Here is a 13,523-nt window from a genome sequence, read left to right on the forward strand (position 1 = left end):
CCCATTCCGAACACAGTAGTTAAGCTCGTTTACGGTGACAATACTTGGCTGGCGACGGCCCGGGAAGATAACTCGACGCGCACATTAGAACGCCGGTTCTTTTGAACCGGCGTTTATTTTTCGTTAAGATTCCGTGTATTTCCCTAAATCGGCCGATTTGTATGGTATAATAAATTAGTTTCAGCTTAAGGGGAAATGCAATGAACAAGATTTTAAAGGAAAAAAGTATTGAGGCGTTATCGTCTGTTTTGCCGATTACGTTAATTGTCCTGCTGCTAAGTATCACCATTACGCCCATGCCTGTTGGAACGTTGGTGTTGTATTTGGTTGGTGCAGTGTTGTTGATCGTTGGGATGGCGTTCTTCTCGCTCGGTACCGACGTTTCTATGACACCGATGGGAGAGGGGATCGGCGCGCAATTGCCGCGCACCAAAAATCTGCTTTCCATTGTTGGCATTACATTTATTATCGGTATCTTGATTACTATCGCAGAACCCGATTTGCAGGTTTTAGCAGGTCAGGTTCCGTCAATTCCGAATGCGGTATTGATCTGGACGGTTGCTGTTGGTGTAGGCCTGTTTTTTGTACTGGCAATGCTGCGCACCCTGTTCAAAATTCGATTGGCAAGCTTGCTGATTTTGTTTTACATTGGCGTTTTGGTTTTATCTGCGTTTGTGCCCAATGAATTTGTCGCGGTGGCGTTTGATTCCGGCGGTGTGACAACCGGGCCAATCACCGTGCCGTTTATTATGGCGTTGGGTATTGGCCTTGCCTCCATTCGAGGCGACCGGGACGCGCAGGATGACAGCTTTGGTTTGGTAGCCCTGTGCAGCATCGGTCCGATTTTAGCCGTACTGCTGCTCGGCATATTTTATAAAGGCGGTGATCCGGGTTACACTGCCGTTACTGTGCCGGAGGTGGAGGATACTAAGCAGGTGGCAATGCTGTTTGCCCACAATCTGCCAGAGTATGTGCAGGAGGTTTTATCCGCCCTGCTTCCGATCATTCTGTTCTGCGCAGTTTTCCAGTTGGTGTTTCGGCGCTTTCATCGGATGCAGTTGAAAAAAATCGGGATTGGCTTCGGATATACCTTTTTGGGCCTTTCGTTGTTTCTGACCGGTGTGAACGTTGGCTTTATGCCGGTTGGTCAATTTTTGGGAGAGCAATTGGCGCAGAGCGGGCATAGTTGGCTTTTGGTGCCGCTTGGCATGCTGATCGGATATTTCTTGGTCACAGCGGAACCGGCTGTGCATGTACTGAACCGTCAGGTAGAGAATATTACCAACGGCGGTGTTTCACAGCGTGCCATGATGCATAGCCTGTCGATTGGCGTGGCATGCTCGGTTGGGCTTTCCATGCTGCGCGTGCTGACAGGGATTTCTATCTATTGGATGGTCATTCCCGGCTATCTGTTGGCGCTGGGGCTCACGTTTTTCGTGCCCAAAATTTTTACCGGCATTGCGTTCGACTCCGGCGGTGTTGCGTCCGGTCCGATGACATCCACATTTCTTCTGCCGTTTGCAATGGGCGCATGCGAGGCTTTGGGCGGCAATGTGCTCACTGATGCTTTCGGCATTGTTGCAATGGTTGCAATGACGCCGCTGTTGACCATACAGATCCTTGGCTTGTGGTACCAGCGGAAAGTACGCAAGATGGATGATACAGTGCAATCCGTTGCGGAGGAAGAGGAAGAAATTATTGTTTTGGAAGAGGAGGACCGGCATGAGTGAGTATCAGCCCCAGATGGCGGCGCGCAGTGCGGTGGAGCTGCTGGTATCTGTGGTCGATGTGCCGCAGAGCGAGAAGGTGCTTCGCCTGTATCGGGATACCCATGTGCTCGTGGATTTGGTTTGCATGGCACACGGAACAGCAAAGACAGAAATGCTGGATTTGCTGGGCATAGGTGAAACAGCAAAGGCAATCGTCCTCTGTTTGACCGATCAGGAGCGCGCGCGTTTGCTGCTGGATAGGTTGGGGCATGGTTTGCAAATGCGTTATCCAGGCAAGGGAATTGCCTTTACCGTTCCGATCAACGGGATCGGTGTGCGGTGGCATCGACTGTTGACGCAAATGGAAGTGGAAAGTGAGGGGGCGGAGAGCATGAGCAAGTCAGAACGGGCCTGTGGTTTAGATGCAGTTGTTGTTGTCATGGAGCGGGGCTATACCAACGTGGCCATGGATGCGGCACGCAAGGCAGGCGCACGGGGAGGAACGGTGATTGCTGCGCGCGGCATCGCAGAGGACGAAGTGAAACGATTTTTTGGCATCGAGATACAGGCGGAAAAGGAAATCGTGTTCTTGATTGTGCGTAGCGAGGAGCGGCAGGAAGTGATGACCGCACTGATGAAAGCGGTCGGCATGAACACACGCAGTCATGGACTCGTGCTTTCGGTTCCGCTGTCGAGTGCAATCGGTTTGGCGGACTGAGCGGGTAACAGTAGAGCAGGAAGGTCGCAGCAATGCTGTGGCCTTTTTGTTTCCAGCAGCGCGGAGCGTCGGGAGGCCGGAAGCTGACATACTATATCTTGTATTGTGGTCAAGATAAGCCATAGTACGTTTTCCACAGATGTCAACAGGATAGGCACAGGCTTTTCCACAGGCAATCTGTTATCCACAAAGCCTTTTCCACATTGTCCACAGTAGAAAAAAACAAAATTTCAGAGAAACCAACAAGAAAAATATTGAGATTACTACAATTCTTCCAAAAAGCCTGATTCCCCTTGACATGCCGTTGCGGGAGCGGTAAAATATATAGCACAGGCACAAGATATGGTGCGAAAATGGAGAACAATCTACGAAATTTTGTGATCGCCGCAAGGCGGTTTTTGTATGAGAGAGGGAAACGGACTTATGATTCAGCAGATTCTCAAACGCGACGGACGAAAGGCCCCCTTTGAGATTGACAAGATTGCCAATGCGATTTTCCGGGCGGCGCAAGCCTCCGGCGGGCAGGATTTCGAGATGGCGCGCGGTCTGGCTGAGCAAGTGGAAAAGATGCTCGAAGCCAATGTGGGAGAGCAGATCCCTACGGTGGAGCAGATACAAGATACAGTAGAAAAGGTTTTGATCGAAAGCGGACATGCCCGCACGGCAAAGAAGTATATCCTGTATCGAAACGAGCGTACCCGTGCGCGCGAAATGAACACCAAACTGATGAAGGTGTATGAGGATCTGACCTTTCAGTCCTCGCTGGAAAACGACGTAAAACGCGAAAACGCGAACATTGACGGCGATACGGCGATGGGCACTATGCTCAAGTATGGCTCGGAGGGCGCAAAGCAGTTTTACGAAATGTTTATCCTCGATCCGGCGCATGCGACGGCGCACCGAGAAGGCGATATCCATATCCACGATTTGGATTTTCTGACGCTGACGACAACCTGCTGCCAGATTGATTTGCTCAAGCTGTTTGACGGCGGATTTTCCACCGGTCACGGTTTCCTGCGTGAGCCGAATGATATCCGCTCGTATGCGGCGCTGGCGTGCATTGCCATTCAGTCCAACCAGAACGACCAGCACGGCGGCCAGTCGGTGCCAAATTTCGATTATTCGATGGCGCCCGGCATCCGCAAGACCTTCCGCAAGCTGTTCCGCAGCAACCTCGCCAAGGCGCTCGAGGTGTTTGGCGCGGACGAGAATAACGAAGTAGACGCGCAGGCGCTGACCGAGCGGGTCGAGCAGCAGACTGGCAAATGGGCTTGTCTTGCGGGCGACAATGGGTATGACGAAGCGATGGCGGCGGCGCTCAGCGAAACGCTCGACGAGCAGACGGTGCAGAAATGCATGCGCTTTGCCCGCAAGTATGCGGACAAGGAAACGCGCAAGAGCGCGTATCAGGCGATGGAGGCGCTGGTCCATAATCTGAACACCATGCATTCGCGTGCTGGTGCGCAGATCCCGTTCTCTTCGCTCAACTATGGCACGGACACCTCGCCCGAAGGGCGTCTGGTGATCGAGCAGTTGTTGCTCGCAACCGAGGCCGGTCTGGGCAACGGAGAAACGCCGATTTTCCCCATTCATATTTTCAAGGTCAAGGAAGGCGTCAACTATAACGAGGGCGAGCCGAACTACGACCTGTTCAAGCTGGCTTGCCGCGTATCGGCCAAGCGGATGTTCCCGAACTTCTCTTTCCTCGATGCGCCGTTTAACAAGCAGTATTATAAGCCCGGCCATCCGGAAACCGAATGCGCTTATATGGGCTGCCGCACGCGCGTGATCGGCAACCACTATGACCCGACCCGCGAGATCGTCAACGGCCGCGGCAACCTGTCGTTTACCTCGATCAATCTGCCGCGCATTGCGATTCGCAGCCACGGCGATATCGACTGGTTCTTCGAGGACCTCGACCGCAAAATTGATTTGGTGATCGACCAGCTGTTGGCGCGATTCCGTATTCAGTCGGCTAAGAAGGTGCGCAATTATCCGTTCCTGATGGGCGAGGGCGTCTGGATTGATTCGGACAAGCTCGGCCCGGATGATCCGGTGGGTGATGTACTCAAGCATGGTACGCTGACGCTGGGCTTTATTGGCCTTGCGGAGACGCTCAAAGCATTGATCGGCAAGCATCACGGCGAAAGCGAAGAAGCGCAGAACCTCGGTCTGGAGATCGTGGGACATATGCGGGAGCGTATGGATCAGGCGAGTGAGAAATACGGCCTGAACTTCTCACTGATTGCGACCCCGGCGGAAGGCTTGTCCGGCCGCTTTGTCAAGATCGACCGGGAAAAATACGGACGCATCGAAGGTGTCACCGACCGGGACTACTATACCAACTCTTTCCATGTCCCGGTGTACTATCCGATTTCCGCGTTTGACAAAATCATGCGCGAAGCGCCGTATCATGAATTGACCAATGGCGGACATATCAGCTATATCGAACTGGATGGTGACCCGACGCAGAATCTGGAAGCGTTTGAGGCTGTTGTCCGTGCGATGAAGGAAGCCGGCATCGGCTATGGTGCGATCAATCATCCGATCGACCGCGATCCGGTTTGCGGCTACACCGGTATCATTGGAGAGACCTGCCCGCGCTGCGGACGGCATGAGGGCGAAGGCGTGCCGCTTTCCAAGCTGCAAAAGCTGGGACTTTATAAGCATTTGAACAGTATGACGCTGGGCTATCACGGCGATCCTGCCGAAGAAGCCGACCGTCTGCCTAATACATTGCAGGTTGTCAAGGATTAAGAAAGGAAGCGTTATCATCATGGAGAAAAAGGAAATGCAGGAGCAGTTGATTGGCGAGGGCGTAGGCTTTGAGCGCATCCGGCGTATTACGGGTTATCTGGTTGGTACGCTGGATCGTTTCAATAACGCAAAGCGCGCGGAGGAGCATGACCGCGTCAAGCACACGGTATCCTGCTGCTCGATGGAAGAGGAGCATACTGCGTGATGGAAGGCACCATACGCATTGCGGGTACGGTCGGGGAGTCCATTGTGGACGGCCCCGGCTTCCGCTATACGCTGTTCACACAGGGCTGCCCGCACCATTGTCCCGGCTGCCATAATCCGCAGACACACGATTTTGCAGGCGGCAAAGAGATGGACTTGGATACGCTGCTGCGCGATATGTGCCGCAATCCTTTGGTCAAGGGTGTGACCTTTTCGGGCGGCGAGCCGTTTTGCCAGCCGCAGCCGTTGTATGAATTGGCAGTGGAACTCAAGGCAAAGGGCAAGCATCTAATGGCGTATTCCGGCTATACGTTTGAGCAGCTGCTGGAGTTACCCGATCCGTTTGTGAAAAAGCTGCTGGGGCAGCTGGATTTGTTGGTGGATGGGCCGTTTATTGAGGCAGAGCGCAATCTGGAACTGCGTTTCCGAGGCAGCGCGAACCAGCGTGTGCTGGATGTGCCTGCTTCGCTGGCGGCAAATGCGCCCGTATGGGCAGAGCAGTACCGATAAGGTAAACTGGAACGGAAAGGCTGCTGCAGAGCGGCCTTTTTTCCTGTTTTGTGAAGCAAAAGAAGGGAGGAATACCCCATGCATGATGAATTGACCGCACAGGATATTGCAATGATGCAGAAGGAGCTCGATCACCGTAAGCTGGAATTGATGCCCGAACTGATCGAGGAGGTCAAGCGCACGCGGGCATTCGGTGACTTGAGCGAGAATTTCGAGTATAAAGCAGCCAAGCAGGCGCAGAACCGCAACCGCAGCCGCATCCGATATTTGGAGCGTATGATTAAGTCGGCGCGCGTGATTGAGGATAAAGCCGCAGCAGACGAGGTTGGCTTGTTCGACAAGGTGGAACTGTATTTCGAGGAAGACGAGGAAACCGAGACGATACAGGTGGTCACGACCGTGCGCTGCGATCCGCTGCAGGGACGCATCAGCCGCGAAGCGCCGCTGGGCAAAGCGGTGCTGGGAAAAAAGCAGGGAGACCGTGTTTCGGTGACTACTGAGGACGGGGACAGCTATACCGTGGTGATTCGCTCAATCTGCAAGCAGGCAGACGACGGGACTGGTGCAATCCTGTAAATATAAAACAGCAGCCGATGGGTTAAATCGGCTGCTGTTTTTTGATTGAAAACGGATTATTTTGCGGTTTCTTCGACTTCGGCCGACTGTCCGGGTTCTTCATCGGGTTCAGCGAAAAACGCGGCGCGCTCGACGGCGCACACAACATGCGGCAGCTCCTTACCGCGATACTGCTTGGTGAGTTGCCCGACCGGTTTCATGCCGCAGGCTGCTGCAACATGCAGGGACGCGATATTATCCGGACGGATCAAGGCAAGTGCGCGCGGCACATCCAGTTTTTTAAACGCAAAGGTAAGGGATGCGCGGGCGCATTCAGTTCCGTAGCCTTGTCCCCAAAGGTCGCGGCGCACGATGTAGCCCAGTCCGATTGCGGTGGTCTCCGCGTCGAGACGTTCTGTGAGCGGTCCGGCCAATGCAATCAGTTCACCGGTTTCCCGATCCAGACCGGCAAAATAGCCGTATCCATCCTCGTGATAGCGGCGCAGCATGTCTGCGATCCAGTCGACCACCTCTTCGTAGGAAAAGCCGTGCTCCCATGCGTACATAGTTTCCGCATCCTGTAAAATCGGGGCAACAAGGGAAAAGTCATCCGCCCGCAGGCGGCGAAAACGCAGACGCTCGGATTCCATTTCGTAATGCTGTAATTCCATTAGATTGCTCCTGTAAAAACGGTGCAGCGTGACGCCGCACCGTTTTTGATACGAATTGGTTTACTTGGTGCCGAAGATACGGTCGCCGGCATCGCCCAAACCGGGGACGATATAGCCGTGGTCATTGAGCTTTTTGTCAATGGCAGCTACAAAAATCTCTACATCCGGGTGGGATTTCTGAACGGCTTCAATGCCTTCCGGTGCTGCGATCAGGTTCATCAGCTTGATGTGCTTGACGCCGCGGCGCTTGAGGCCGTCGATAGCGGCGATGGCAGAGCCGCCGGTTGCCAGCATTGGGTCGAGCAACAGCACGTCGCGGTCCTCAATATCGTTCGGCAGCTTGCAGTAATATTCGATCGGCTGCAGGGAATCCGGGTCACGGTACAGGCCGATATGGCCGACCTTGGCAGCCGGAATCATTTCCAGCATGCCTTCCACCATGCCGAGACCGGCACGCAGAATGGGAACCAGTGCAATCTTTTTGCCGGAGATGACCTGCACACGCGCCTCTCCAAGCGGGGTTTCAATTGTGATTTCCTTGAGCGGCAGGTCGCGGGTCGCCTCGTAGCACATCAGCATGGCGATTTCGCGGGTCGCTTCGCGGAACTCCTTTACGCCGGTGGTTTTATCGCGCATCAGGCTGAGCTTATGCTTGATCAGCGGGTGATCCATTTCGTGAACGGTAGCCATAGTCGTTTTTCTCCTTTAATGTAGATTCGATGCATCGCCGGAAAGCCGTTTCATACGTTCGCGTTCGGCCTGCGGACGGCGCAGGTAAAAGGCGTCCAGCTCTTGGGGGGAGCAGGTTTTACCTGCCTGTAATAACGGCAGGGCAGCGGCAGCAACACCGTAGCCGGTGGGATAACGCAGCTCGGGCGGTGCGAGACGCAGGCCGGTACATTTTTCCCTAAGGGTATTATAACATAGTTCGGCCCCGTCTCCAACCAGAAAATACGCTGTATCGCCGATTTCTTCGGCAAGGTCGGTCAGTTTGACAGCACCGTCCTCGCACAAGCGTTTGGGCTGGTTACTTTCGATGGTGAAAAGTGCATTATAAACTTGTCCTGCGCGCGCGTCCATCACGCAGCACAGGCGACCCGGGAGCGCATGCGCACCGTATGCCATCGCTTCGAGCGTAGATACCCCGATGCACGGCTTGTCCGCACCAAGCGCCAGTCCCTTGACCGTCGCTACACCGATACGCACACCGGTGAACGAACCAGGCCCGTGTGCAACGGCAATGGCATTGACTTCGTCCAGTGTGATACCGCAGTTTTGCAGCAGACTTTCGGCCATCGGCAGCAAAGTGCGCGAATGGGTTAGGCCGCAGTTTTGAAAAGACTGTGCGATCAGTTTTTCGTCCTCGGTCAGCGCGACTGAGGCGCTGACGGCGGAGGATTCCAGTGCAAGGATTTTCATGCGCACACCTCCCCAGTGGTGACGCGTCGGTCATCTGGTGCATCACCATACGCAATGTGAACAGTCTTGTATTGCGGCGGCAGGATATCCGCCGCGTTTTCGCTCCATTCGATCAAAACGATGCGGCTGCCGTCCAGATATTCCTCAAAGCCGATTTCAAACAGCGCCTCGCTGTCCAGAATGCGGTACAGGTCAAAATGCGCCACACGACCGCCGGGCGCATCGTATTCGTTGGCAATGGCAAAGGTTGGGCTGGTGACCCGTCCCTGATAGCCAAGGCCGCGCAGCACGCCGCGGGTAAACGCGGTTTTGCCTGCGCCGAGATCGCCGGAGAAGGCGACCACGTCGCCCCGCCGTAACGACGCGGCATATTCTGCGCCCAAGGCTTCGGTTTCCTCGGGCGAGTGGGTGATATATTCCATTTGAACACCTTTTCTTGTGAATTCTGGCTTTATCATATCACGGAAGTAGACAAATAGCAAGGTGCATGCTCAGGGCTGTGTGTCGGCAGTTAATGCTTTGATGACCTCTCCTGCGAGGATCATGCCGGCAACCGGCGGCACAAAAGATACGCTGCCGGGAACGGCGCGGCCCGCGGTGCCTTTTTGCTCGTCCGAAGGCAGGGGCGTGCGCGGCTCTTCCTTGGAGTAAACCACCTTAAGGCGGCGGATGCGGCGCTTTTTACACTCGAGACGGATGACACGCGCGAGCGGGCAGACTGACGTCTTATAAATATCTGCGACCTCGAAGCGGGTCGGGTCAAGCTTGTTGCCCGTGCCCATCGAGCAGATGAGCGGCACGCCCAGACGGTCACACTCGCTGATTAAGTGCAGCTTTGCGGTGACCGTGTCGATGGCGTCGATCACATAGTCAAACTGTGATAGGTCGAGCGTGTTGTCCGGGGTGTAAAACTGTTGCAGCGCGTGCACCGTGCAGCGCGGGTTGATATCCGCGATGCGTGCGCGCATGACTTCCACCTTCGCTTGTCCGGTGGTTGAAGCAAGTGCGATCAATTGGCGGTTGCGGTTGGTCAGGGAAACGGTGTCGTTGTCGATCAGGGTCAGTTCTCCGACACCGGCGCGGGCCAAAGCCTCACATGCAAACGACCCAACGCCGCCGATGCCGAACACCGCAACGTGCGAGGAAGCCAGTTTTTGCAGCGCGCTTGCGCCAAGCAGCAGTTCTTCGCGGGAAAATTCATGCAGCATGTTGAAAACCTCTCTATTTGGTATGAAAAGAGTATACCATAGGGTGTATGTGTGAGCAAGCGGAAGAGAATGGGGAAAAAGAAAACGCCTGTCTATGACAGGCGTTTTCTTTTTGGAGCGGCTGACGAGGCTCGAACTCGCTACCTCCACCTTGGCAAGGTGGCGCTCTACCAGATGAGCTACAGCCGCATATTTTATGGTGCCTCCGGGCGGAATCGAACCACCGACACGGGGATTTTCAGTCCCCTGCTCTACCGACTGAGCTACAGAGGCATTCACAGCACGAGATATAGTATAGTCGAAAAACAGCGAAATGTCAACCATAAATTTTCCTTTTTTTCATTTTGTTGCGGAAGAGGGTGAGAGCATGCTATGATAGACGAAGCGAAAGGAGCGTGTACCATGCGCATTTGGACGGGCCGTGCGGCAAGCGGCAAAACAACGGCGATTCTGCGGGAGATTGCGGAAGCCTGCCGAAAAGGTGAGGGGAAACAGGTTCTTCTGGTTCCGGAACTGAACTCACATCAGATGGAGCGTCGGCTGGCTGAAGCCACCGAAAACCATGGCGCGCGCACAGCCGAGGTGCTGACGTTTTCGCGTCTGGCCGACCGCGTTTTTGCCGAGGTCGGCGGGCTGGCGCAGCAGATGCTGACTCCTGCGGGACAGCTGCTGACGTTGCAGGAAGCGGCGCGCCGCGTGCAGGGCGGTCTTTCCGTTTGGGGTGGTTTGGCAGACAAACCGGAGCTGCTGCGTGAGACATTGCAACTGGTGGATGAGTGTAAGACCTGCGCGGTTTCGCCGGAAATGCTGTTTGATGCCGCGCAGGAGAGCGAGGATGCTGCGCTTTCTGCCAAGCTGTCCGATTTGGCACAGCTGCTGACCGCGTATGAGCGTCTTTGCGAGCAGTCGCTGCCCGACCCGCGCGACCGCTTGACCCACCTGCGCGATCGACTGCCCGAAAGCCATGTGCTCGCGGGCGCGCAGGTCTATCTGGATGGGTTCCTTGGCTTTACCGTGCAGGAATTAGCTGTTGTAGAAGCCATGCTGGCGGCTGGCGTGCCGCTGTCGGCGGCAGTCACCTGCGATCTGTCGCAGCCGGAAATTTTCGTGACCGGCTGCAAGACGGTCAAAACGCTGACCCGCATGGCAAAGCGGCATAATCAACAGGTGGAGCGGATCGAACTGGGCGCCAGCAAATTGTCCCGTCCGGCGGGATTGGCTGCTGTGGAATCGGAAAGCCTGCTGCCGGTGCGAGGTGTGCAGGAAGAGGCGAGTGAGGGCGTGCGCCTGTATGCGGCGGCGTCGCCCTTTGACGAGTGCGAGCACGCAGCGGCCTATATTCGCCGCAAGGTGCGCGACGAAGGCGCGCGCTACCGGGATTTCGTGATTGCGGCGCGGGACATTGAGCCGTACAGTGCAGCCTTGTCCATGGCAATGGCGCGGTACGATGTGCCGGTCTTTCTAGCGGAAAAGCCCGACCTGCTTTCCCGTCCGCCTATGGAACTGGTGGTGGGCGCGCTCGAAGCGGTGCGCACGGGCTTTCGGTATGAGGAGATGTTCAGCTGCCTCAAAACCGGACTGACCAGCCTGACGCGTGATGAGGTGGACCGGTTGGAAAACTATGTGCTGACATGGAACATCCGTGGCGGCGCGTGGGAACGCGACTGGACCGAGCATCCGGACGGCTACGGTTTGCCCATTGACGAGCGTGTGCGTGTCGTACTGTCTGAACTGAATGCATTGCGCGCGCGGGCGATTACGCCGTTTACCGACTTGCGCGAGCGTTTGAAAGGGGAAAATTCCGCCGCCGACTGCGTGCGGGCGTTGTATGATTTTCTGATTGCGGTGGATGCGCCGCAGCGCATGGCAGACCGTGCCGCAGCCCATGAACAGGCGGGGCGGTTGCAGCTGGCGGATGAGTACCGGCAGTTGTGGGAGATATTGGTTTCGGCCATGGAACAGTTTGCATGGGTGTGCGGCGAGACGATGCTCACCGCCGAACGGTTTGCGCAGTTGTTCCGATTGGTGCTGGGGGAATATGACGTTGGTTCGATCCCGGTTTCGCTTGACCGCGTCACCTGCGGCAATATCGAGCGTGTGTGCGGCGAAAACGTCAAATATGTGATTCTGCTCGGCGTAAACGATGGGTTGATTCCCAAAACAACGGCTTCGACTTCGCTGCTGAGCGATATGGATCGGGACAAGCTGGATGCGCTGGGCGTAGAACTCAAGGCCTATGGTGCGGAACGGCTGCTCATGGAGCAGGAAACACTGTATCGGGCGTTGGCGTGTCCGTCGGATGAGCTGCTGCTGTCTTATCACACAGCGGACGCTGCTGGTGGAGAAACGCGATCTTCGTATTTTATCGGCACGGTGCGCAATCTGCTGCCCGGTGTTCCGATGGATACGTATCAGGCGCAGTCGGTGCGAGACCGCTTGCAGGCCGAACGCCCGGCGGTCGAACTGGCATGCGCCTATTTATCGGGTGACCGTTCGCCAGCGGTGCGCGCAGCGTATGACTTTTATCAGGATGACGAGCGGGTGCACCGTGCGTCAGCGCAGCGGCGCGGACGCGGCCCGCTGGAAAACCTGCACACCATCGAGGGGTTATACGGAAAGCACCTTAACCTGACCGCGTCGCGGGTGGATACCTTTTATTCCTGCCGGTTTGCGTTTTTCATGCAGTACGGCCTCAAGGCCAAGCCGCGCAAGGTGGCGCGGTTTGATGCACTGGAAACCGGTACATTTCTGCACTATGTGCTCGAGCATGCGCTTGCCGAGCTGGGAAAAATGGAGGGAGGCGCAGCGGCTGCCGACGAGGTGACCGTTCGGCGCGTATGTCGCACGGTGGTGCGGCAGTATGTGCGTGAGGAACTTGGCGGCTTGGAAACCCGCACGGCGCGTTTCCGCTATCTGTTCGGACGGCTGGCGCACACAGCGGAGCAGATTTTGGAAAACGTACTGGAAGAGCTGCGCGTGTCCGACTTTGCACCCATTGACTATGAGGTGGATTTCTCGCGCGGGGGCGATTTGCCGCCCGTCACCTGCGAGGATGCGGAGGGCGACGTGTCGCTGTCCGGCAAGGTGGATCGCGTGGATGGCTACATCAAAAACGGGCGGCTATATCTGCGCGTGATGGATTACAAGAGCGGCAAGAAGTCGTTCTCGCTGTCGGATATCTGGTATGGGTTGAATATGCAGCTGGTGATTTATCTGTACGCCTTGCAGCAGGAGGGGCTGGAGCGCTATCGCGCGCGGCTGGAAGCCGAGTTAAATGAGATCGTGCCCGCGGGCGTGTTGTATGTGCCGGTGCGCGATGCGCTGCCGGATGCCGCGCGCGACACGGACGAAGATACGCTGCGCGCCCTGCGCGACAAGGCGCTGCGCCGCAGCGGCCTGCTGTCGGATGATATGGAACTGCTTGACGCGATGGAGCACGGGCTGGAAGGTGACGGGCGTTTTTTGCCCGTGTCGGTCAAGGTGAAAAAAGGCGAGGACGTGCCGACGCTTGCGGCCAAAAGCGCGGTGGCTGATTTGGAGAAATTCGGGCGGCTGGCGCGATACACACACAAAAAACTGCTCGAAATGGGCAAAGAGCTGCGCGCGGGCAGCGTGACGGCTGACCCGTGCAAAAAGGATAAGCAGTCAAGTTATTGCGATTGGTGCGACTTCCGTGCAGCCTGCCGTTTTGACGAAACCGCGGGGGACAAGGCGCGCTTTTTAAAGCACCTGACAGACGAAGAATTCTGGCAGCAAACAGGAGGTGAGTAAT

12 protein-coding genes and 2 tRNA genes are annotated in these 13,523 nt (G+C 56.0%); 7 read left to right on the forward strand and 7 right to left on the reverse strand.

Annotated features, from left to right (window positions below; genetic code table 11):
* Positions 1-200: 200 nt before the first annotated feature.
* The 6 genes from ABGT74_RS05840 to ABGT74_RS05865 all read left to right on the forward strand — a co-directional run bounded on the left by ABGT74_RS05840 (position 201) and on the right by ABGT74_RS05865 (position 6,474).
* Complete coding sequence (locus tag ABGT74_RS05840) at positions 201-1,730, forward strand: DUF1538 domain-containing protein (RefSeq protein WP_346704834.1); 1,530 nt, start codon at positions 201-203, stop codon at positions 1,728-1,730.
* Complete coding sequence (locus ABGT74_RS05845) at positions 1,723-2,427, forward strand: hypothetical protein (RefSeq protein ID WP_346704835.1); 705 nt, start codon at positions 1,723-1,725, stop codon at positions 2,425-2,427. The genes ABGT74_RS05840 and ABGT74_RS05845 overlap by 8 nt, the downstream gene beginning before the upstream one ends.
* Positions 2,428-2,850: 423 nt before the next feature.
* Positions 2,851-5,184 carry an anaerobic ribonucleoside triphosphate reductase gene (locus ABGT74_RS05850; RefSeq protein WP_346704852.1) on the forward strand — a complete coding sequence of 778 codons (2,334 nt, stop codon included), beginning with the start codon at positions 2,851-2,853 and terminating at the stop codon, positions 5,182-5,184.
* A 19-nt stretch (positions 5,185-5,203) separates the two neighbouring features.
* Complete coding sequence (gene nrdD / locus ABGT74_RS05855; protein ID WP_297275762.1) at positions 5,204-5,389, forward strand: anaerobic ribonucleoside-triphosphate reductase; 186 nt, start codon at positions 5,204-5,206, stop codon at positions 5,387-5,389.
* The gene (nrdG, locus tag ABGT74_RS05860) at positions 5,389-5,898 is read left to right on the forward strand and encodes an anaerobic ribonucleoside-triphosphate reductase activating protein (RefSeq protein ID WP_346704836.1); all 510 of its coding nucleotides are present in this window, start codon (positions 5,389-5,391) and stop codon (positions 5,896-5,898) included. The genes nrdD and nrdG overlap by 1 nt, the downstream gene beginning before the upstream one ends.
* 78 nt (positions 5,899-5,976) lie before the next feature.
* Entirely contained in the window at positions 5,977-6,474 is a 498-nt protein-coding gene (locus ABGT74_RS05865; protein ID WP_297283791.1) for a GreA/GreB family elongation factor, read from the forward strand.
* A 56-nt stretch (positions 6,475-6,530) separates the two neighbouring features.
* Here ABGT74_RS05865 and ABGT74_RS05870 read toward each other — a convergent pair whose 3' ends face one another.
* The 7 genes from ABGT74_RS05870 to ABGT74_RS05900 all read right to left on the reverse strand — a co-directional run bounded on the left by ABGT74_RS05870 (position 6,531) and on the right by ABGT74_RS05900 (position 10,024).
* A complete protein-coding gene (locus tag ABGT74_RS05870) occupies positions 6,531-7,124 on the reverse strand; it encodes a GNAT family N-acetyltransferase (protein WP_346704837.1) in 594 nt (197 codons plus the stop codon).
* A 60-nt stretch (positions 7,125-7,184) separates the two neighbouring features.
* Positions 7,185-7,814, reverse strand: coding sequence for a uracil phosphoribosyltransferase (upp, locus tag ABGT74_RS05875; RefSeq protein WP_297283789.1), 630 nt, complete (start codon positions 7,812-7,814; stop codon positions 7,185-7,187).
* Positions 7,815-7,829: 15 nt separating this feature from the next.
* Positions 7,830-8,543 carry a tRNA (adenosine(37)-N6)-threonylcarbamoyltransferase complex dimerization subunit type 1 TsaB gene (gene tsaB / locus ABGT74_RS05880; protein ID WP_346704838.1) on the reverse strand — a complete coding sequence of 238 codons (714 nt, stop codon included), beginning with the start codon at positions 8,541-8,543 and terminating at the stop codon, positions 7,830-7,832.
* On the reverse strand, positions 8,540-8,965 hold the full coding sequence (gene tsaE, locus ABGT74_RS05885; RefSeq protein WP_346704839.1) for a tRNA (adenosine(37)-N6)-threonylcarbamoyltransferase complex ATPase subunit type 1 TsaE: 426 nt from the start codon (positions 8,963-8,965) through the stop codon (positions 8,540-8,542). The genes tsaB and tsaE overlap by 4 nt, the downstream gene beginning before the upstream one ends.
* A gap of 69 nt (positions 8,966-9,034) precedes the next feature.
* A complete protein-coding gene (locus ABGT74_RS05890) occupies positions 9,035-9,751 on the reverse strand; it encodes a tRNA threonylcarbamoyladenosine dehydratase (RefSeq protein ID WP_346704840.1) in 717 nt (238 codons plus the stop codon).
* A 113-nt stretch (positions 9,752-9,864) separates the two neighbouring features.
* Positions 9,865-9,940: transfer RNA gene (locus ABGT74_RS05895), tRNA-Gly, on the reverse strand.
* Between the two features lie 8 nt (positions 9,941-9,948).
* Positions 9,949-10,024, reverse strand: a tRNA-Phe gene (locus ABGT74_RS05900).
* Positions 10,025-10,153: 129 nt separating this feature from the next.
* Between ABGT74_RS05900 and ABGT74_RS05905 the strand changes: the two genes are divergently transcribed.
* Complete coding sequence (locus tag ABGT74_RS05905; RefSeq protein ID WP_346704841.1) at positions 10,154-13,522, forward strand: PD-(D/E)XK nuclease family protein; 3,369 nt, start codon at positions 10,154-10,156, stop codon at positions 13,520-13,522.
* The last annotated feature ends 1 nt before the right edge of the window (position 13,523 follow it).

Source organism: uncultured Agathobaculum sp. (genome assembly GCF_963927765.1).
Taxonomy (GTDB): Bacteria; Bacillota; Clostridia; order Oscillospirales; family Butyricicoccaceae; genus Agathobaculum.

Excerpts from the sequence above, each read along its gene's own strand:
- ABGT74_RS05840 (WP_346704834.1), top strand. The coding sequence starts at position 201 with ATGAACAAGATTTTAAAGGAAAAAAGTATTGAGGCGTTATCGTCTGTT.
- ABGT74_RS05845 (WP_346704835.1), top strand. The coding sequence starts at position 1,723 with ATGAGTGAGTATCAGCCCCAGATGGCGGCGCGCAGTGCGGTGGAGCTG.
- ABGT74_RS05850 (WP_346704852.1), top strand. The coding sequence starts at position 2,851 with ATGATTCAGCAGATTCTCAAACGCGACGGACGAAAGGCCCCCTTTGAG.
- nrdD (WP_297275762.1), top strand. The coding sequence starts at position 5,204 with ATGGAGAAAAAGGAAATGCAGGAGCAGTTGATTGGCGAGGGCGTAGGC.
- nrdG (WP_346704836.1), top strand. The coding sequence starts at position 5,389 with ATGGAAGGCACCATACGCATTGCGGGTACGGTCGGGGAGTCCATTGTG.
- ABGT74_RS05865 (WP_297283791.1), top strand. The coding sequence starts at position 5,977 with ATGCATGATGAATTGACCGCACAGGATATTGCAATGATGCAGAAGGAG.
- ABGT74_RS05870 (WP_346704837.1), bottom strand. The coding sequence starts at position 7,124 with ATGGAATTACAGCATTACGAAATGGAATCCGAGCGTCTGCGTTTTCGC.
- upp (WP_297283789.1), bottom strand. The coding sequence starts at position 7,814 with ATGGCTACCGTTCACGAAATGGATCACCCGCTGATCAAGCATAAGCTC.
- tsaB (WP_346704838.1), bottom strand. The coding sequence starts at position 8,543 with ATGAAAATCCTTGCACTGGAATCCTCCGCCGTCAGCGCCTCAGTCGCG.
- tsaE (WP_346704839.1), bottom strand. The coding sequence starts at position 8,965 with ATGGAATATATCACCCACTCGCCCGAGGAAACCGAAGCCTTGGGCGCA.
- ABGT74_RS05890 (WP_346704840.1), bottom strand. The coding sequence starts at position 9,751 with ATGCTGCATGAATTTTCCCGCGAAGAACTGCTGCTTGGCGCAAGCGCG.
- ABGT74_RS05905 (WP_346704841.1), top strand. The coding sequence starts at position 10,154 with ATGCGCATTTGGACGGGCCGTGCGGCAAGCGGCAAAACAACGGCGATT.